Annotated in this window: 16 protein-coding genes; 12 read left to right on the forward strand and 4 right to left on the reverse strand. The window is 72.0% G+C overall.

Features of this window, described 5'->3' with window-relative positions; translation table 11 throughout:
* Window positions 1-207: 207 nt before the first annotated feature.
* From MTE01_RS16665 to MTE01_RS16675, 3 genes are read left to right on the forward strand one after another with little or no spacing between them, the layout of a single operon-like run.
* A complete protein-coding gene (locus tag MTE01_RS16665) occupies window positions 208-1,035 on the forward strand; it encodes a class II fructose-bisphosphate aldolase (protein ID WP_246078348.1) in 828 nt (275 codons plus the stop codon).
* Entirely contained in the window at window positions 1,032-2,021 is a 990-nt protein-coding gene (locus MTE01_RS16670; RefSeq protein ID WP_170210741.1) for a 1-phosphofructokinase family hexose kinase, read from the forward strand. Before MTE01_RS16665 ends, MTE01_RS16670 begins: the two co-directional genes overlap by 4 nt.
* A 40-nt stretch (window positions 2,022-2,061) precedes the next feature.
* The gene (locus MTE01_RS16675) at window positions 2,062-4,872 is read left to right on the forward strand and encodes an FAD-binding and (Fe-S)-binding domain-containing protein (RefSeq protein WP_218026381.1); all 2,811 of its coding nucleotides are present in this window, start codon (window positions 2,062-2,064) and stop codon (window positions 4,870-4,872) included.
* Between the two features lie 18 nt (window positions 4,873-4,890).
* Here MTE01_RS16675 and MTE01_RS16680 read toward each other — a convergent pair whose 3' ends face one another.
* Window positions 4,891-5,694, reverse strand: a complete 804-nt coding sequence (locus MTE01_RS16680) for a carbon-nitrogen hydrolase family protein (protein ID WP_141378433.1) — start codon at window positions 5,692-5,694, stop codon at window positions 4,891-4,893.
* A 45-nt stretch (window positions 5,695-5,739) separates the two neighbouring features.
* Between MTE01_RS16680 and MTE01_RS16685 the strand changes: the two genes are divergently transcribed.
* Entirely contained in the window at window positions 5,740-6,399 is a 660-nt protein-coding gene (locus tag MTE01_RS16685; RefSeq protein ID WP_116240189.1) for a GntR family transcriptional regulator, read from the forward strand.
* On the opposite strand, the gene MTE01_RS16690 is transcribed toward MTE01_RS16685, so the two are convergent.
* Complete coding sequence (locus tag MTE01_RS16690) at window positions 6,396-7,757, reverse strand: MFS transporter (protein ID WP_103211017.1); 1,362 nt, start codon at window positions 7,755-7,757, stop codon at window positions 6,396-6,398. The genes MTE01_RS16685 and MTE01_RS16690 overlap by 4 nt on opposite strands.
* Window positions 7,758-7,886: 129 nt before the next feature.
* Between MTE01_RS16690 and MTE01_RS16695 the strand changes: the two genes are divergently transcribed.
* The gene (locus MTE01_RS16695; RefSeq protein ID WP_218026382.1) at window positions 7,887-8,576 is read left to right on the forward strand and encodes a DUF2848 domain-containing protein; all 690 of its coding nucleotides are present in this window, start codon (window positions 7,887-7,889) and stop codon (window positions 8,574-8,576) included.
* 96 nt (window positions 8,577-8,672) lie between these two features.
* Here MTE01_RS16695 and MTE01_RS16700 read toward each other — a convergent pair whose 3' ends face one another.
* Window positions 8,673-9,893, reverse strand: a complete 1,221-nt coding sequence (locus tag MTE01_RS16700) for an HAD-IA family hydrolase (protein WP_170210742.1) — start codon at window positions 9,891-9,893, stop codon at window positions 8,673-8,675.
* Window positions 9,894-9,976: 83 nt separating this feature from the next.
* Between MTE01_RS16700 and MTE01_RS16705 the strand changes: the two genes are divergently transcribed.
* The 7 genes from MTE01_RS16705 to MTE01_RS16735 all read left to right on the forward strand — a co-directional run bounded on the left by MTE01_RS16705 (window position 9,977) and on the right by MTE01_RS16735 (window position 16,862).
* Window positions 9,977-11,347 (forward strand): FGGY family carbohydrate kinase, encoded by a 1,371-nt coding sequence (locus tag MTE01_RS16705; protein ID WP_218026383.1) that lies wholly within the window; start codon window positions 9,977-9,979, stop codon window positions 11,345-11,347.
* Between the two features lie 62 nt (window positions 11,348-11,409).
* Complete coding sequence (locus MTE01_RS16710) at window positions 11,410-12,297, forward strand: tagatose-bisphosphate aldolase (RefSeq protein WP_103211027.1); 888 nt, start codon at window positions 11,410-11,412, stop codon at window positions 12,295-12,297.
* A gap of 162 nt (window positions 12,298-12,459) precedes the next feature.
* Window positions 12,460-13,431 (forward strand): LacI family DNA-binding transcriptional regulator, encoded by a 972-nt coding sequence (locus MTE01_RS16715; protein WP_103211029.1) that lies wholly within the window; start codon window positions 12,460-12,462, stop codon window positions 13,429-13,431.
* A 249-nt stretch (window positions 13,432-13,680) separates the two neighbouring features.
* Window positions 13,681-14,325 (forward strand): helix-turn-helix domain-containing protein, encoded by a 645-nt coding sequence (locus MTE01_RS16720; protein ID WP_170210740.1) that lies wholly within the window; start codon window positions 13,681-13,683, stop codon window positions 14,323-14,325.
* A 22-nt stretch (window positions 14,326-14,347) separates the two neighbouring features.
* On the forward strand, window positions 14,348-14,809 hold the full coding sequence (locus tag MTE01_RS16725) for a hypothetical protein (RefSeq protein WP_116240184.1): 462 nt from the start codon (window positions 14,348-14,350) through the stop codon (window positions 14,807-14,809).
* A complete protein-coding gene (locus MTE01_RS16730) occupies window positions 14,803-15,729 on the forward strand; it encodes a hypothetical protein (RefSeq protein WP_141378437.1) in 927 nt (308 codons plus the stop codon). Before MTE01_RS16725 ends, MTE01_RS16730 begins: the two co-directional genes overlap by 7 nt.
* Window positions 15,726-16,862, forward strand: coding sequence for an alpha/beta hydrolase family protein (locus tag MTE01_RS16735; protein WP_103211023.1), 1,137 nt, complete (start codon window positions 15,726-15,728; stop codon window positions 16,860-16,862). Before MTE01_RS16730 ends, MTE01_RS16735 begins: the two co-directional genes overlap by 4 nt.
* Before the next feature lie 42 nt (window positions 16,863-16,904).
* Here MTE01_RS16735 and MTE01_RS16740 read toward each other — a convergent pair whose 3' ends face one another.
* A complete protein-coding gene (locus MTE01_RS16740; protein ID WP_141378438.1) occupies window positions 16,905-18,365 on the reverse strand; it encodes a mannitol dehydrogenase family protein in 1,461 nt (486 codons plus the stop codon).
* Window positions 18,366-18,494: the final 129 nt, after the last annotated feature.

Raw genomic sequence — 18,494 nt, forward strand, 5'->3', positions numbered from 1 at the left:
CCCCCGGATGCCGGGACCCTCACGTCCACGCGAGGGTCCCGGCATCCACCCTCGTCAGACGTCTCAGGGGGTCAGGGCTCCTCGCCGTCCCCCCCCCGTTCCGGCCCCTCGTCCCTTCGTGAGCGGCCGACAACGGTCGCCGCGGGATGTCCCCGGCGACAGAAAACGACCCCTCACACGAAGGGGAGACCCGAGAGAGAGACCGCCGTGCCGCTGGCCGACATGCCCGAACTGCTCGCCGCGCACCGTGCGGTCGGGGCCTTCAACTTCATCACCCTCGAGGTCGCCGAGGCCATCGTCGCCGGAGCCGAGGCCGCGGGGTCGGGGGTGATCCTGCAGTTGTCGCAGAACGCGATCGCGTTCCACGGCGGGGTCGGCCCGGCTGCCTCGGCCGCTCTCCGCCTGGCCGAGAACGCGCGTGTCCCCGTCGTCGTGCACCTCGACCATGCGACCGACGAGCCGCTCGTCGACGAGGCCCTGGCCGTCGGCATCCGGTCGGTGATGTTCGACGCCGCTCATCTGACGGATGCCGAGAACCTCGAGCGCACCGCCGCCGTCGCCGCCCGCGTGCACGCCGCCGGTGCCTGGATCGAGGCCGAGCTCGGCGAGATCGGCGGCAAGGGCGCCCACGCGCCGGGCGTGCGCACCGACGTGGCCGAGGCCGTGCGCTTCGTCGAGGCCACCGGCGTCGACGCCCTCGCCGTGGCCGTCGGCAGCGAGCACGCCATGCGCGAGCGCAGCGCCCGGCTCGACGAGGCGCTCATCGCCGAGCTCGCCGCAGCCGTACCCGTCCCCCTCGTCCTGCACGGCTCGAGCGGGGTCGCCGACGCCGGCATCGACGGCGCCGTGCGGGCGGGCATGCGCAAGATCAACATCGGCACGCACCTCAACACCGTGCTGACCGCGGCGGTCCGCGACGAGCTCGACCGGGACCCGGATGCCATCGATCCCCGCCGCTGGCTCGCCCCGGGGCGTGCGGCGGTCGCCGCCGAGGTGCAGCGCCTGCTCGGCGTCGTGACGGGGCGCGACGCGTGAGCGGCATCGTCACCCTCACCGCCGCGGGTGCCATCGACGCCACCTACCGCGTCGGCACCCTGCATCGCGGTGCCTTCGCGCGTGCCGACAGTTATACCCGCGAGGTGAGCGGCAAGGGCGTCAACGTCTCGGCCGCCCTCGCCGCGGGGGGAGCCGACACCGCGGCGATCGTCGTGCTCGGCGCCGACGACGTGCGCTTCGCCCGGTGCGGACTCACCGCACCGCTGCTGCGCATCGTCGAGGTGCCCGGGGCGACGCGCGTCAACACGTCGATCATCGACGCCCAGGGGGCCACCACGAAGGTCAACGCTCCCACGCCGCCGCTGGCGCCCGAAGCATGGGCGGCCACGATCGCGGCGCTGCGCGAAGAACTCGCGGATCGCACCGACCCCTGGCTCGTGGTCTCGGGGAGCCTGCCCGAACTGGCCGGCACCGGCACCCTCGTCGACCTGGCCCCCGTCCGCGCACTCGCGCGCGAGCACGGGGCGCGGGTCGCTGTCGATACGAGCGGGGCGGCACTGGACGCTCTCCTTGTCGATCCCGCCGGCATCGACCTGCTCACCCCCAACGCCGAGGAGCTCTCGGCGGCGGTCGGACGCCCCCTCGTCACCCTGGGTGAGGTCGTCGCCGCCGCTCGCGAGATCGTCGCCCGCGGTGTCGGGACGGTTCTCGCGAGCCTCGGTGCCGACGGCCTCATCGCCGTCACGGCCGACCGTGCGGTGTTCGCCCGGGCCGATGCCCCGTTCGTCGCCAACACCGCCGGGGCGGGGGATGCCGCTCTCGCGGGCTTCCTGCTCGGGCTGACGAGCGCGCCCGCCGCCGGCTCCGACGTCCTCGCCCTCGCGGCGGCGTCGGCGGCGGAATGGGGTGCCCATGCCGTGTCGCACACGTCGACCGTCGTCTCGGGACAGCCGGTCGGCATCCGGGCTCTCGTCCACATCGAGCCGGATCTCGCCCGGGTCCTCACCCCGGAAGGTCACGAGTGATCCCTCCCGCGTTCCGCCCGCACCGTCCGAAGGATCACGCATGACCCTCGCTCCGACCGAGATCGCTCCCCAGATCGCCGCGGCCGTCGCCGATGTCTCGCGCATCCGCACCCGGGCAATCGACCGCGTCGCGTACGCCAACGACGCCTCGCACTATCTGCTGACCCCGGATGCGGTGGTCGTCGCCGCCGACGCGGCCGAGGTGGCCGGCATCCTGCGCGGGGCCACGGCATCCCGCACGCCCGTCACCTTCCGCTCCGGCGGGACGAGCCTCTCGGGGCAGTCGTCGGGCAATGGTCTGCTCGTCGACGTGCGGCAGGGCTTCGGGCGCATCGACGTGCTCGACGGCGGCCGCCGAGTGCGGTCGCAGCCCGGGGCGACCGTGCGCCAGGTCAATGCGCGTCTGCTGCGGCACGGCCATCGGCTCGGTCCCGACCCGGCGAGCGAAGCCGCCTGCACCATCGGCGGGGTCGTCGCGAACAACTCCAGCGGCATGGCCTGCGGCACGGTCGAGAACTCGTACCGCACCCTCGAGGGGCTCGTTCTGGTGCTGGCATCCGGGACCCTCGTCGACACGGCCGCCGCCGACGCCGATGCGCTGCTGCGCGACCGTGAACCCGCCCTCGTCGAGGGGCTGATGCGGCTGCGCGAACGCGTGGTGCGCAACGCGGCCAGCGTCGCGCTCATCGAGCGGCAGTTCGCGATGAAGAACACGATGGGTTACGCCCTCAACGCCTTCCTCGACTTCGACACACCCGCGGCGCTGCTCGCGCATCTGGTCGTGGGGTCGGAGGGGACGCTCGCGTTCGTCGCCGAGGCGACCTTCCGCACCGTGCCGATCCGGCCCGCGGTCTCCACCACCCTCGCGGTGTTCCCCACTCTCGACGCGGCGACCCGGTCTCTGCCGGCTCTGGTCTCGACGGGAGCGGCGACGCTGGAGCTGATGGATGCCACGTCTCTGCGCGTCGGACAGCGTCTGGCCGGGACCCCCGCCGCCATCCACGGCTTCGAGGCGACGACGCAGGCGGCACTGCTGGTGGAGTATCACGCCGACGACAACGACTCCCTGCGCACTCTCGCGGAGGCCGGTTCCCGCGTGCTTGCCGCGGAGCACCTTCTCGACCCCGCCGTCTTCTCTCGCGACCCCGCCCAACGCGCCGCGGCGTGGACCTTCCGCAAGGGGCTCTACGCGTCGGTCGCCGGGGCCCGGCCGAGCGGCACCACGGCCCTGCTCGAAGACGTGGTCGTCCCCGTCGAGCGTCTCGCCGACACCTGCGATGGGCTTCAGGAGCTCTTCGCCCGCTTCGGCTACGACGACAGCGTCATCTTCGGCCACGCCAAGGACGGCAACATCCACTTCATGCTGACCGACCGCTTCGAGGGGGCCAAGGCCCTGGGGCGTTTCGAGGGCTTCACCGACGCGATGGTCGACCTCGTGCTGGAGGCGGGCGGCAACCTCAAGGCCGAGCACGGTACGGGGCGCGCGATGGCGCCGTACGTGCGCCGGCAGTACGGCGACGAACTTCACGACGTGATGGTGGAGCTCAAGCGTCTGCTCGACCCGAGCGGCATCCTGAACCCGGGCGTCATCATCGACGACGATCCCGGTGCGCACATGCGCCACCTCAAGGCGCCGGTGACGATCGAGCCCGAGGCCGACCGGTGCGTCGAGTGCGGCTACTGCGAGCCGGTGTGCCCGAGCCGCTCCCTCACCCTCACCCCGCGGCAGCGCATCGTCGTGCGGCGCGCCTCGACCGCGGCGCGCGAGCGCGGCGACGGGGGTCTCGTGGCGGAGCTCGAGAAGGACTACGACTACGACGGCGTGCAGACCTGCGCCGTCGACGGCATGTGCCAGACCGCGTGCCCGGTGCTCATCAACACGGGAACCCTCATGAAGCGCTTCCGACGCGAAGACGCGAACCCCGTGCTCGCCGCCGGGTGGTCGGCGGCGGCGACGGGGTGGGGAGCGGTCACGCGGGCGGGGTCGGTGGCGCTGACCGCCGCCGAGAAGGTGCCGATGCCGCTCGTCCGGACGGTGACGGATGCCGCCCGCGCGGTGCTCGGAACCGACACGGTGCCCCGGTATGCGCCGGAGCTGCCCGCGGGTGGGGCGTCGCGGCGGTCGCTGGGGTCGGTGGTCGGTTTCCCCGGCGTCGAGCCCTCGGCGGTGTTCCTTCCGGCGTGTGTGGGGAGCATGTTCGGGCCCTCCGACGGCATCGGTGCCACGGCTGCGTTCACACGCCTGCTCGAGCGCGCCGGGGTCGCGGCGATCGTGCCCGACGGCATCGACGCCCTCTGCTGCGGCACCCCCTGGTCGTCGAAGGGCTACGCGAAGGGGCACGCGACGATGACCGCCCGGGTGCGGGCGGCGGTGCGCTCGGCGTCCCGCGACGGCGCCCTGCCGGTCATCTGCGATGCGTCCAGCTGCACCGAGGGCTTCGCCGCCACCCTCCGTGACGAGGGCGTGCAGGTGATGGATGCCGTGGCCTTCGCGGCATCCACTCTGCTTCCGCGTCTCTCCCCGACGCCGGTGGCGGAGCTGCTGGCGCTGCACCCCACGTGCTCGTCGACGCAGCTGGGGATCGACCCGGCGCTACGGGCCATCGGCGCGGCCGTGGCAGCCGAGGTTCGCGTTCCCGACGCGTGGGGCTGCTGCGCCTACGCGGGCGACCGGGGCATGCTGCACCCCGAGCTGACCGAGGCCGCGACCGCCCCGGAGGCGGCGGAGGTGGCCGGGTGGGGAGCCGACGCGCACGCGTCGTGCAACCGCACGTGCGAGCTGGGCATGACGAAGGCGACGGGGGAGTCGTACGTGCACGTGCTGGAGCTGCTGGAACGCGCCACGCGCTGACCCCCACGGGCCCGGTCGTCAGAGGCGGTGGCCGTTGGCGAGGACCGGAAGGGCGGCGCGGACGCGGGGGACCGCGGCCAGGGGGCCGTCGACGTCGACGACGAGGGTTTCCGGCGCATCGCCGAGGCGGACGACGTCGGTCCCGTCTGCGGCGATGACTCCGCTGAAGCCGATGCCGGTCGGAGCGCCCGCGCCGTCGTCGCGGCCGATGGTCAGCGGATCGGCCTGGCCGACGGCCACCACCACGGTCGTGGTGTCGAGAGCCCGAGCGCGCGTCAGCAGCTCCCAGTGCTCGCGCTTGCCCGGCCCGGAGCCCCACGAGGCCGCGACGAGAACGAGGTCGGCGCCCTCCTCGGCCAGCGCACGGAAGAGCTCGGGGAAGCGCACGTCGTAACACGTGGCCACCCCGATGCGGACGCCGTTCAGGTCGAACGTCACCGGGTGGTCGCCGGGCTCAACGGCATCCGACTCTCGATACCCGAAGGCGTCGTAGAGGTGGATCTTGTCGTAGCTCGCGTCGACGGCACCGGCGACGAGGAGGGTGTTGCGCACGCGTTCGGGGCTCGCCGACGGGGTGAACATGCCGACCACGATCGTCACGCCGGCCTCTCGTGCGATGCGGCGCACACCCTCGGCCCACGGACCGTCGAGAGGCTCGGCGACCCCGCCGAGGTCGGGGCCGGCGAAGCGGCACATGACCGCCTCGGGGAAGACGACGAGCTCGGCGCCGTCGGCGGCCGCTCGTCGGGTCTCGCGGGCGATGATCGAGAGGTTCTCGACGGGGTCGGAACCGGCCACGACCTGTGCCAGAGCGATGCGCATGGGTGTCTCCTTCGTACGGGTCGCCCCGTGTTGTATACATTTTGTATGCCTTCAGCCACGTCCCCGTCGGGTCGCGACCGCGCCCTCGAGCATCTTCGCGCCCTGCTCACCGACCCCCAGGTCGAGGGCGGCTTCATCAACGAACAAGATGTCGCCGACGAGGTCGGAGTCTCGCGCACGCCGGTCCGGGAGGCGCTGCTGATTCTTGCGTCGGAGGGGCTGGTGGACCTCGAGCCGCGTCGGGGAGCCCGCGTCGCCGCCTTGACCCCGCGCGAGACGGCCGAGCTGATGGAGATGCGCGGCCTGATCGAGCGCTTCGCCGTCCAGCGTGCGTTCTTCCAGGGCGTTTCGCCGCACGAGGCGCTCGCCGAGATCATGGGTCGTCAGCAGGCCGTCACCGAGGGACTGACGCGTGTGACGTTCGAGCAGGCCCGCGCGTGCATCGAGCTCGACAGGCAGTTCCACCAGGTTCTCGTCGACGCCGCGGGCAATTCGTTCCTCTCCCGCAGCTATGCGGCGCTGCGCGAGCGCCAGGTGCGGGTGGGGATCGCGGCGTTGGGGATCGGACCGTCGCGGTGGGACGCCGTCACGCACGAGCACGGTGCCATCGTCGATGCCCTGAGGGCGGGAGATCAGGCGGCCGCCGAGAAAGCCATCGACGACCACCTGAGCATCACCCTCCGAACGATCCTGACCGGGTCCTAGGACTCGGCTCCCGCCGATCCCGCGCGCGACGTCGAGAGCACTTCGAGGTACTCCTCGTCTTCGGCGTGCTGCGGGTTGCGGCCGAGCAGCACCCCCACGATGGTCAGCACGGCGGCCACGGCGAGGTAGATCGCCGGGGCGACCCAGCTACCGGTGGCGCTCAACAGAGCGGTGAAGATCACGGGAGCCAGTGCCCCGCCGAAGACACCGGCGATCGTGTAGGCCAGTGACGACCCCGTGTAGCGCAGGCGCGGGCTGAACTGCTCGGTGATGAACGCCGCCTGCGGACCGTACAGGAACGAGTGGATCGCGAGGCCCACCACGACGCCCAGGACGAACAGTGGCATCGAGCCGCCGCCGATCATGAGGAAGAAGACGAAGGGCCAGGCCGCGGCGGCCACCGCCGCGATCCCGTAGAGCAGGCGCCGGTTGACGAGGTCGCTGATCCATCCGGCGAGCGGGATGAGCGCGAGCTGGAAGGCCGACCCGATCAGGGTCGCGGTCAGCACCTGCGAGCGCTCCATGCCGAGTTGGGTGAGGCCGTAGGTCAGCGTGAAGACCGTGAACATCGCGTAGAGGATGTCGGGCGCGAGGCGGCACAGGATCGCGGCCAGCAGCCCGCGGCCCTCGAGCCGGAAGACGTCCTTGACCGGGGCCTCCGGACGGTCGCCCGACTGCTCGATGGCGCGGAAGATCGGGGTGTCCTCGAGCGCGAGGCGGATCCACAGGCCGAACGCGACGAGCAGGGCCGACAGCAGGAAGGCGACGCGCCAGCCCCACGCGAGGAACTGCTCGTCGGTCAGCATCAGCGTCAGGACGGCGAGCACGCCGTTGGCGAGCAGGTTTCCCGCGGGCGGCCCGACCTGCGCGGCGGAGGCCCAGAAGCCGCGGCGTTGGGGCGTGCCGAATTCGCTCGACAGCAGCACGGCTCCACCCCACTCGCCGCCCACGCCCACTCCCTGTGCGAAGCGCAGGAGGACGAGGATGACCGCGGCGAGCGGCCCGACGGCGTCGTACGTCGGGAGGACGCCGATGAGGAAGGTCGCGATGCCGACGAGCAGAAGGGTGATGACCAGCACCTTCTTGCGGCCGATCTTGTCGCCCAGGCGGCCGAACACGATCCCTCCGACCGGGCGGGAGAGGTAACCGACCGCGTAGGTGGAGAAGGCGAGCAGGGCGCCCGTGAGCGGATCGCTCTCGGGGAAGAACAGCACCGGGAACACGACGGCGGCGGCGGCGGAGTAGACGGCGAAGTCGTACCACTCCAGTGCCGTGCCGGTGAGGCTCGCGGTGTACGCCTTGGCGAGCGAGCGCGTGCGCTCCCGGCTGCCCGGCGCGGCGTTTCGGACGTTCGTCATGAGGGTCTCCTCTGGTGTCGGCGCATCGGGTCGCCGCGTTTTCGTTTCCCTCATACTTCCTGTATACAAAACGTATACGCAACCGATGCGGCGAGATTTTTCCGCGTCGTAACAATGGGAAGAGGCGAAGTGACCGCTCTGGAATTCGAGATCATCGGCGAGGACACCCTCGTCTCCATCGACGTGCAGCACCTCTACAACGCCGGCTACGCGGGCCGCGATCAGGCCGCCGTGCGTCACCACATCGAGGAACTCGCGGAGTTGGGCGTGCCCGCTCCCACGACGACGCCGTCGCTGTACCCAGTGTCGTCCTACCTCGCCCGGCAGAGCGACAGCGTCGAGGCCCAGCACGAGCGCACCTCGGGAGAGGCCGAGTGGGGCATCGTGATCGCGGGTCCGAACGCCGACGACGTGCTGCTCACGGTCGCGTGCGACCACACCGACCGCGCCCTCGAGGTGCACGGCGTCGCCTGGAGCAAGAACGCCGGCCCCGACATGCTCGGCCGGCGCGCCTGGCGCCTGTCGTCGCTCGGGGGGCGGGTCGACGACCTGCGGCTGCGCGCGTGGGTCGGGCAGGAGCGCACGCTCATCCAGGACGGACGCGTCGGCGACCTCCTCTCGCCGCAGTACTGGCTCGACGTGCTCGCCGAGCGCGGGGAGCGCCATGAGGGAGTGGCCCTCATCTCGGGCACCATCCCCATGATCCCCGGCGTCGACCAGTTCGCCGATCGCTGGGAGGTCGAGCTCCTCGACGAGCAGACGGGTGAGTCGGCGACCCTGAGCTACGGCGTCGAGCGCATGCCGGTTCCCATCGGCTGAGGCCGACGGCGCGGTCATGCTCCGCGCGGGGAGGGGATTCGGGGAAGGGAGGACATTTTCGGGGCGAGCGTCCTCCGTCGTCGGAATCTCCTCCCCTCAGCGGTCGTGCGGGCGCAGTCGCAGTGCTCCGGATGCCGTGACGTCGAGGCGCACGGCATCCAGCCCGTCCACCACGAGGTCGGCGGTCAGCTCCTCTTCGCCGGTCGTCCCGGTCAGGGCCAGCACGGTGCAGCCGGCCGCACGGGCCGCGGCGATGCCGGCGGGCGCGTCTTCGACGACGAGGCAGCGGGCGGGGTCCACGCCGAGACGCCGGGCCGCCGTCAGGAACGGCTCGGGGTGCGGTTTGCCGTTGACGACGTCGTCGACGGTGACGAAAACCGCGGGGCGTTCGAACCCCGCAGCCGACAGGCGCGCGGTCGCGATGGGCACCGAGCCCGAGGTCACGATGGCCCGTCGCTCGGCGGGCACCGAGGCGAAGAACTCCTGTGCGCCGCGGACGGGCGCGAGACCCGCGGCATCCGCCACCTCGAGATCGGTGACGTGCGCGATCGCCTCAGCGCCCCGATCGGCGGGGAGGAGCAGGCTGACCAGCGTGCGCGCGGGCTGGCCGTGGTTGGCGTGCAGTGCCTCCATCGACACCTCGAAGTGCTCGGCGAAGCGTCGCCAGGAGCGGACGACGGATGCCGTGGAGTCCACGAGCGTGCCGTCGAGGTCGAAGAGCACCGCGTCGAAGTCGCGCGCGAAGATCGCGGCGTCGGCATCGACCGGGCGGCGGATGCCCAGTGCGGGCAGCACCCGCGCCAGCTGCTGGGCGGTGGAGAGCTCCGCGTCGACAGCGGTCACGGCGATGGCCGGCGAGATCGGCGGCGTGTCCGGCCGGTGCGCGTCTCGTGATGCTCCGCGGGAGATGCGACGGGATGCCAGGACGGCGGGGTCTCCGTCGACGTGCACGACGTGCGGCTCGGCGGGAGCGAGGGCGGCGCGCAGCGCCTGCCACTCGGACCCGCCGGAGAGCTCCGCGGTGAACGGGGCGACGACCACGACGCGGCCGGTCGTGGACAGGGCGTCGGCGGCCGTCGCGCGCAGGGCGGCATAGCGGCCGGCGCGGATGGCGGAGGCGTGCGGCGAGGTCAGCCAGTGCCCGCCCAGCTCGTCGGCGGGGAGCGCGTCGAGCAGCGGCGTGGTCACGCTGTCGAGGTCGACGAGCGGAGCACGAAGGGTCTCGGCGATCCTGCGTCCGAGCGTGGTCTTGCCGCTTCCCGCGGTTCCGGCGACGACGACGGCGAGCGGATCGGGTATTTGACACGGGGACGGCATACCCCCACCATAGACGTAGCAAGTCACCGGTGTCATGCTTGAAATTCCGGGACTCGAAGAAGTTCCGGAAAGGACGGCCGCTCATGCGAGACACCGGTGACATGGTTTCGGGGCGCGCACGCCTGCACGGCGGGCTCGACCTCGGCAGCACCGCGATCAAGATGCTCGTCATCGACGACGACGGCGCCGAGGTCGCCGGAGCGCAGGTGCCGACGCCGTGGCGCGTGGGTGCGGCGGGAACGACCGATATCGTCGCCGACGACCTGCTCCGCGCGATCCGCGCGCTGGTCGACCTCGTCGATGCCGAACTCGCACCCCGCACCACCGCCCCGCTGACCTCGCTCGCCGTCGCGGGCATGGGCGAGACCGGCATGCTCATCGGTGCCGAGGGCGCCGCCGTGGCTCCCGGTTTCGCGTGGTTCGATCCCCGCGGCCTCGATCAGATCGCCGCCTTCCCCGCCGCGGTCCGCGAGGAGTTCGCCGGGCGCACCGGCCTTCCTCTCGGGGCGCAGGTGAGCGTCGCGAAGCTCGCCTGGCTCCGCGACCAGGGCACCGACCTCGCCGGTCTCCGATGGCTCGACCTGCCGGAGTTCGTCGTCGCGGCCCTCGGAGGCGACATCGCCCTCGAACTGTCCCTCGCCTCGCGCACCGGCCTCATCGACCAGGACTCCGGCGCCGCCTGGCCCGCGATGCTCGACGCGCTGGGCGTCACCGACGACCTCTTGCCACCGCTGCGCGGGGGCGGACTGCCCTGGGGCACGGCATCCGGTGCCTTCGGTCCCCGTGTCGACGGCGCCGCCCTCACCGTGGCCGGCCACGATCACCTCGTCGCCGCTCAAGCCAACGGGACCCTGGATGCCGCCGGCTACCACGTGTCGCTCGGCACCGCCGAGGTGCTGCTGCGCGTGCTCGACGCACCCCTCGGGTTCGCGGCGCGACAGCGCCTCGCCGACGCGCTCATCAACGAGGTGCGCCACGTCGTTCCCGGCCAGCACGTGCTCGTCGCCGGGGTGAAGACCGGGCTGCTGCTGCGCCGCGCGCTGCACGCGGCGGGGATCACCGACCGCGCCGGTCGAGATGCGCTCGACGACGCGGTGATGGCTCTGCCGTTCGAGGGAGAGCTGCCGGCGGGGGCCATCGAGGTGACCGGTGCCCGCAACGACGACGGCGTGCTGCGCCTGGCCCTTCACGCCGAGGCGTCGCCCGCCGAGATCTTCGGTGCTGCGCTGCGGCACAGCAACGACGAGATCGCGGCGCTCATCGCCGCGATGGACCGCGAGGTCGCCCCGGCCACCCATGCGACCCTCACCGGCGGCTGGGCGGGCATGGCCTCCGTCCGACGCGCCCGCGCCGAGGTGCTTCCGAATCCGTCCCTGTCCACCCGCGAGCAGGACGTCGCATGGGGGGCCGCCGACAGGGCGCGGCGCCTCGTCTCGGCATCCGTCCCCTCCTGACTTCCGCACTCGCCGCGCCCGTCCCGATCGGACGCGCGAACAGACCCCAGAGAAGAGAGATCATGAACGAACTCACCACGCTCGAGCGCCGCGCGCTCCAATCGATCAGCACCCCCGGCGGCCACATGCTCATCGTCGCCGCCGACCAGCGCAACGGCATGAAGGCGGCCATCAAAGACGCGCCGGGCGGCTCCGACGCCATCACGCGCGAGGAGCTCGCCGAGGTGAAGGCCGACCTCGTGCGTCACCTCGCCAACCACGCTCCCGCGATCCTGCTCGACCCCGAGGTCGCGCTTCCCCAGATCGTCGACGACGGCGTGCTCGACCGCGAGACCGGTCTCGTCGTGGGTCTCGATGCCTCGGGCTTCGAGACCGTCGACGGCCTGAAGTACACGCGCTTCGTACCGGGGGTGACCCCCCGCACCGTCCGCGACATGGGCGGGACCGTGGCGAAGATGCTCTACTACACGCGCCCCGACAGGCAGGATGCCGACTCCCGCGTCGCGCAGGAGATCCGCGACCTCGTGCAGGCGTGCGAGGACGAGGGCCTGCTGCTCATCGTCGAACTGCTGACCTACCAGCTCGAGGGCGAGAGTGACGAGGAGTACAAGGCCGCCTTCGCCGACCTCGTCGTCGACGGCGCCGCGCTCGCGGTGGCGTGCGGCGCGAAGATCCTCAAGCTCCAGTACCCGGGGTCGGCGGAGGCGAGCGCCCGGGTGACCGAGGTCGCCCAGGGTGTGCCGTGGGCCGTGCTGTCGGCCGGCGTCGATCACGAGACCTTCATCGAGCAGGTGCGCACGGCGGTCGCGAACGGCGCCTCGGGCGCGATGGCCGGTCGGTCGCTGTGGAAGGACAGCCTGTCGATCGACGCCGGTCGCCGTGAGGAGCTGCTCTCGGGGCGCGCCCTGCCGCGCCTGCGTGAGCTCGCCGACGCCGTCGACGGTCGCTGACATGACCACGCCCGCCCGAGACGGGGCGCGCTCACCGCGGGTGCATGCGGGGGAGCGTCGTCGAGGTCCCGGGCGGGCGGGTTCGACCCGCCGCCGGATAGGGTGGCCTGTCGGAGCAGCTCCCCGCCCGAACCCCTACCCCGGAGGTGCCTCGTGACCACGATGCGCGATGTCGCCCTGCGCGCCGGGGTGAGCACCAAGACCGTGTCGCGCGTGTTCAACGACGACCCGCACGTGCTGCCCGACACCCGCGCCCTCGTCGAGGCCGCGATGCGGGAGCTCAATTACGTTCCGAACGCCCTGGCGACCACCTTCCGCGCGGGTCGCGCCTCGGTCATCGGGGTGGCCGTTCCCGACGTGGTCGACCCGTTCTTCGCTGCGATCGCGCGCTCCGTCGAGGACACCGCCCGCCGCCGGGGACTCTCCACCCTCGTCACCAGCCTGGGCGAGGACCCCGCCGACGAGCGGCCCGCGCTCGAGTCGCTCCTCGGACGCCAGCTCACCGGTCTCGTGATCGCTCCGGTCGGCACCGACCACTCGTGGCTCGAGCGCTGGCGCGGACACACGCCGATCGTCTTCGTCGACCGTGCTCCGGTGGGCCTGCTCACCGACACGTTCACCGAGAACGACGAGGCCGGGGCGCACCTCGCCACGTCTCACCTGCTCTCGCACGGGCATCGCCGCATCGCCTACCTCGGCGACATGGTGCACCTCTCGACCGAGACGAAGCGCGTCGAGGGCTGGCGCCGGGCGCTGCGCGAAGCGGGGGTCGACGTGGATGAAGACCTGATCGCCTCGCAGGTGTCGGACCGCGCGTCCGCGGCATCCGCCCTCGAACGCCTGCGCGCGCTCGCCGATCCGCCCACCGCCGTCTTCTCGGCCAACGCCCGCTCCTCGATGGCGCTGGCGCACGTGCTGCGCGGGCAGTCCCTGCCGTTCGTCGGCTTCGGAGACTTCCCGATGGCCGACACCCTGACCCCCTCGGTCACGGTGGTCGACCAGGACCCGCGCCGCATCGGAGCGCTCGCGGCCGAGCGGGTGTTCGCGCGTCTGCAGCCCGACGCCGGTCTCGGTCTCGACGAGCTGACGGTGATCGACGTCTCACTCGTCGAGCGGGAGTCCTGCGGCCTCTGAGGCGTTCCACCCGGGTCGGGCGTCGATTCCCGGTCCGGGAAGCGAACGGGCGCGGCACCCCCCAATGGTGCCGCGCCCGTCGCCGACGGATCGGGAAGCCTCTCCCGATCGCTCGCGCGCGAGGGGTTCCCCCACGGACCCCCGCTCGCGGTCTTCCTCCATCCAAGCACAGCCCCTCGTAAATAGCACCCGAGGTCAGGCCGTAAATACGGTCGCCCGGCGGTGGTCGAGGGCGTCTACGATCGAAACGTGGGTCGCGGCGCTGTCGGACCACCCTCGCGGTACTCCCGCCGAGTGGTGGCGAATGTGGACCGCCTTCGCCAGGCGAAAGGCCTGACGGTGGGCGAGCTCCTCAGCCGCGCCGGAATGACGAAGAGCTACTACCAGTCGCGGGCCGGCTTCTCGCTGCCCTACAACACCAACGACATCGAGGCGCTGGCCGCCGCTCTCGGGGTGTCCCCCGAAGAGGTCGCGAATCCCGAGTCGGCCCCTCGGATCGAGATGCGGGTTCCCGCCTCCCCGCTCGCCGAACGGGTCCGCCGGCTCGTCGACAGCCAGGCGGTCAGCGAGAGCGACCTCATGGACCACCTCGACGAGGTCGACCCGGCGGCTGCCGAGAGCGCCCGCGCTCTGCTGGCCGCCGTCACCAACACGGTCGTGCTCGACGAAGAGGTCCTCCGCCTGATCACCCAGTGGGCCGACGTCCCCACCGAGTACCTCACCGACTACACCGACGACGCGGTCACCGACTGCACCGAGGCCGAACTCGAGCTGCGCGACGCCATGCGCGAAGCGGGGGCCAGCAGCATCCAGTTCCGCGCCCTGGGGGAGATGTCGCCCGACGCCCTCCGGGCGATCGCCCGGTCGTTGCGAAGCAGGCCGCCCGCGACATGATCAGCCGTAAGGGGGCGCGGCGGTGACGGGGGCGGACGAGATGCTCGCCCGCGTGCAAGCGCGCGCGGATCGGGCGTTCGAACGCGCGGGTCTGACCCCCGGCATGACGTTCGACGAGGTCGTCCACGCGGTCGAGCGGGCGCTGAAGATCCGTCTGCGGGTCGTGCGCGAGGCCGAGACCGCCGGGTGGGGAACGCTGACGGGCTTCCTCACCTACTTCGCCGATCGGCGCGAGGGCAGCATTCACGTCCGGGCCGCGGATGCCGCGATCTACAGCCAGTTCGCCGCCTCCCACGAACTGGGGCACCTTCTGGACGACGCGCACTGCTCGGGTGCCCTGCACGAGCGCTCCTCGGTCTCGCCGCACGACAATCCCGAGCTGACCACGCCGGAGTACGAGGCGGAGCTCGTGGCCGAGCACGTCGCGCACCGTATCGCGCGCGTGCTCTACACCTCGCCGAGGGTGGCCGAATCGTCATGGTGACCGTGATGCTCATCGACGCGGCGCTCGTCGGGCTGCTGCTCGTCGTCGTGCTCCGGGCGCGGGTCGCCTGGCACCAGCCGCGCGCGCGCATCGCCTGGCTCGCGGCCCTCATCGGCTCGATCGCCCTGCTCACCCAGGGCACGGTGATCCCGCTCGCGATGCTCGACGGCCTGATCGGCGGGACGAACATCCTCAAGCTCGTGCAGAACGTGCTGACGATGGTGGCACTGTGGCTCGGCATCCAGGCCGGGACGGCACCGGTGACGGCGCGTATCCGATCGCTGCGGTGGTGGTTCCCGGGGGGCCTCGCCGTGCTCTTCGCCGCCGTCTTCTTCGTCGCGATGCCCGAGCGCGGGACGTCGTCGTTCCGTTTCCTCGAAGACCTCGCGACGACCTCGACCGGGGCCTGGGCCTACGGGGTGCTGCACATGGCGGGCATCGCCCTCGTCGGCCTGCTGCTGTTCCGCTCGGCCCGTGGCTCGCTCCCGAGGACCCGCGCGTTCTTCCGCATCGGTGCCGTGGGGATCGTCCTCGGGTGCCTGAGCGAGATCCTCGATCTCACGCTGTCGCGGTTCTTCGCACCCGAGGCCGTGGTCAGCGCGCTGTTCGACCCCCTGTTCTACCTCGGCGTGGTGTCGTTCGTGATCGGCATCTTCGTGGCATCCCGAACGACGGCCAAGATCCGTCGACGCGGGGAGGAACTGCTCGCGCGGCTGGAGCCCGTCGCGCGCGAACGCGGGGCGGACTCCTTTCCGGGACTGCCCGTGGATGCCGTCGCCGACACGCGCCTGCACGCCCTGCGGGTCGCCGTCGAAGACGACGCGATCGCCACCTCGACGCCGCTGACCCCCGCGCAGCGCGCCCTGCTCGACGACATCGACGCCCACTTGACCCGCCGAACCTCGGGAGCCCCTTCATGATCCGATCCCTCGCTGTCGGCACCGGTGTCGCTGCCGCGACCGTCGCCGTCGCCCACACGGCCCTCGCCGGCTATGTCGCCCGCCGCCTCATCGCGCCCAAGGCTCCGAAGGTCTACGCCCCCATCACGGTCGCGGGCGACACGGTCACCGTGCCCGCGACGCGGGAGAGCCGCGAACCGGGAACCTACGGCCTGTGGCTCGACGACGGCCGGCACGTCGTGGTGGGCGAGCCGCTCCGCATCGACAAGAACCGTGTGGTGCGCACCCTCGCTTCGCGTCCGGACGGACTCGAGGACGGGGATGCCGTGGCCACCTGGACGTCACAGAGCATCGGCGCCCCCGAAGAGGTCGGTCCCACCCGCCATGTCTCCGTGCCGCTCCGGCGTGGCGGTGTCGCGGAGGCGTGGGAGGTCGGCGACCGCGAGAACGCCGACGGACGGTGGACGATCCACGTGCACGGCCTGCGCTCGAGCCGCAACGGTGCCCTGCGCTCCACCCCGGCGTCCGCGGATGCGGGCTGGATGTCACTCGTCGTGTCGTACGCGGGGGATGAGGAGTGCGCTCCCGCGGATTCCCTGCCCTCGACGCTCGGCACGCGCGAATGGCGCGATGTCGACGATGCGATCTCTTACGCGGTCGAGCAGGGGGCTCGGGAGATCGTGGTGGTCGCGTGGTCGATGGGCGGCACGATCGCGATGCTCGCCCTCGAACAATCGGCTCACCGCGATCGCGTGACCGGCCTCGTGCTCGTCGCTCCCGCCCTCGACTGGACGCGCGTCGTCGAGAACGCCGTCGCGGGCGCTCGTCTTCCTCGCTCGGTCGCCGGCTCGTCGATGCGCATCCTCGGCAGCAGTCTCGGCGCGCGGGCGCTCGGACTCGTCGAGGCGGTGGATGCCCGAGCGCTCAACTGGGTCGACGGCCCGCGCCCCGCTCCGCAGGTGCCCACGCTGATCGTGCACAGCCTGCGCGACCCCGTTGTGCCGGTGAGCGGATCTCTCGCGTACGTCAAACGGCATCCGGAAGCCGAACTCGTCGCGTTCGACACGACCGGGCACTGCAACGAGGCCAACCAGGATGCGACCCGGTTCCACGACGCGATCAGCGGATTCCTGCGGGGCCTCGGCCACGGGTGATGCGCCGTCGCGCGAGCGCCCTTCGGCGGCGCACCCGAGGGATCAGACGGTGAGAGCGGCGATCGCGCCGCGCGCTCCCCGCTCGGCCAGCGACGCGCGCGCCGACAGGTAGGCCTCGCGCAGGCGGGCGTTCCGGCCGAGGTCGCCGAACACCGGCGCGTAGTCGAGCAGCGCGGCCGGGTCGTCGTGAACGATCGCGCGGAGCTCGTCGAGGCGGCTGTCGACGGCGGGGGTCTCGTCGCCGCTCTCGGTGCGACCCTCGAGGAACACGCTCCACCCCGCGAGCACGAGAGCCGCGTGATCGATGCGCCCACCCGAGGCGAGCTGCTCGCGCACGACGGGGAGCAGGAACTTCGGCAGCCGGTCGGAGCCGTCCACCACCTGGCGCGCCAGGGTGTCGCGGATCGCTTCGCTGCCGAAGCGGGCGATGAGCTGGTCGCAGTAGGCGTCGAGATCGATACCCGGCACGGGCCGGAGCGTGGGGATTGCCTCCTCGTGCATATACCCCCGCAGGAAGTCCACGAAGAGCGGGTCGGTGCAGACCTCGTGCACGTAGTGCGCACCCGACAGGATGCCGAGGTAGCTCATCGCCTGGTGCGAGGCGTTGAGCAGGCGCAGCTTCATCAGCTCGTACGGCTCGACGTCGTCCACCAGTTGCACGCCGACCTCGCCGAACGGCGGACGGCCGGCGGTGAAGGCGTCTTCGAGCACCCACTGCTCGAACGACTCGCTGCGCACCGGCCACCGATCCCGGATGCCGAACTCCTCGGCGACCGCGGCGCGCGTCTCGTCGGTGGTGACCGGGGTGATCCGATCGACCATCGAGTTCGGGAACGACACGTTCCGGGCGATCCACGTGGCGAGCCCCGGGTCGAGGCGCTGGGCGAAGCCGACGAGGGCGGCGCGGGCCACGTGCCCGTTGCCCTGGATGTTGTCGCAGGACATGACCGTGAACGCCGGGATGCCGGCATCCCGCCGCCGACGAAGTCCCTCGGCGAGCAGGCCCATGACGCTGCGCGGGGAGGCGGAGCCGTCGAGGTCGGCGAGAGTCGCCTCATCGCGCGGGGAGTAGTCGCCCGTGGCATCGTCGATGCCGTAGCCGCCCTCGGTGATGGTCAGCGAGACGATCGCGGTGTCGGGGTCGGCGAGCTTGGCGACGACGGCCTCGGGGTCGTCGGGGACGAAGAGGTACTGGACGATCGAGCCGATCACGCGCGCGGCGGAGGTGCCGTCGGGTGCGGTGGTGACGAGCGTGTAGAGGTCGTCCTGAGCGGCGAGGGCGTCGCGCATGGCGGCGTCGAACGAAAGGACGCCGACCCCGCACAGGCCCCACTCGGTGTGACCGGCCTCGAGCAGACGGTCGAGGTACATGGCCTCGTGCGCACGGTGGAACCCGCCGACCCCGACGTGCACGATCCGCGAGCGCACGGCCGTGCGGTCGTACGTCGGCACGGACACGTTCGCCGCGAGAGAGGGGAGGGCGGCGGCGGTGAGGTCGGTCATGCGGGGCTCCGTGTGTCGGGGAGAGGGGCGGTGGATCGGGCGGGTTCGGTGCGAAACCCGCCCCGAACCGTGAGCAGAAGGGTGGATGCCGGGACCCCCGCGTCGCGCGAGAGGCCCCGGCATCCGGGG

Source organism: Microbacterium testaceum (genome assembly GCF_006539145.1).
Taxonomy (GTDB): Bacteria; Actinomycetota; Actinomycetes; order Actinomycetales; family Microbacteriaceae; genus Microbacterium; species Microbacterium testaceum.

What these genes read in the sequence shown, in the direction of transcription:
- MTE01_RS16700 (WP_170210742.1), bottom strand. Translation starts at nt 9,893, where the DNA reads ATGCCGTCCCCGTGTCAAATACCCGATCCGCTCGCCGTCGTCGTCGCC.
- MTE01_RS16685 (WP_116240189.1), top strand. Translation starts at nt 5,740, where the DNA reads ATGCCTTCAGCCACGTCCCCGTCGGGTCGCGACCGCGCCCTCGAGCAT.
- MTE01_RS16675 (WP_218026381.1), top strand. Translation starts at nt 2,062, where the DNA reads ATGACCCTCGCTCCGACCGAGATCGCTCCCCAGATCGCCGCGGCCGTC.
- MTE01_RS16710 (WP_103211027.1), top strand. Translation starts at nt 11,410, where the DNA reads ATGAACGAACTCACCACGCTCGAGCGCCGCGCGCTCCAATCGATCAGC.
- MTE01_RS16705 (WP_218026383.1), top strand. Translation starts at nt 9,977, where the DNA reads ATGCGAGACACCGGTGACATGGTTTCGGGGCGCGCACGCCTGCACGGC.
- MTE01_RS16730 (WP_141378437.1), top strand. Translation starts at nt 14,803, where the DNA reads ATGGTGACCGTGATGCTCATCGACGCGGCGCTCGTCGGGCTGCTGCTC.
- MTE01_RS16680 (WP_141378433.1), bottom strand. Translation starts at nt 5,694, where the DNA reads ATGCGCATCGCTCTGGCACAGGTCGTGGCCGGTTCCGACCCCGTCGAG.
- MTE01_RS16740 (WP_141378438.1), bottom strand. Translation starts at nt 18,365, where the DNA reads ATGACCGACCTCACCGCCGCCGCCCTCCCCTCTCTCGCGGCGAACGTG.
- MTE01_RS16690 (WP_103211017.1), bottom strand. Translation starts at nt 7,757, where the DNA reads ATGACGAACGTCCGAAACGCCGCGCCGGGCAGCCGGGAGCGCACGCGC.
- MTE01_RS16735 (WP_103211023.1), top strand. Translation starts at nt 15,726, where the DNA reads ATGATCCGATCCCTCGCTGTCGGCACCGGTGTCGCTGCCGCGACCGTC.
- MTE01_RS16715 (WP_103211029.1), top strand. Translation starts at nt 12,460, where the DNA reads ATGCGCGATGTCGCCCTGCGCGCCGGGGTGAGCACCAAGACCGTGTCG.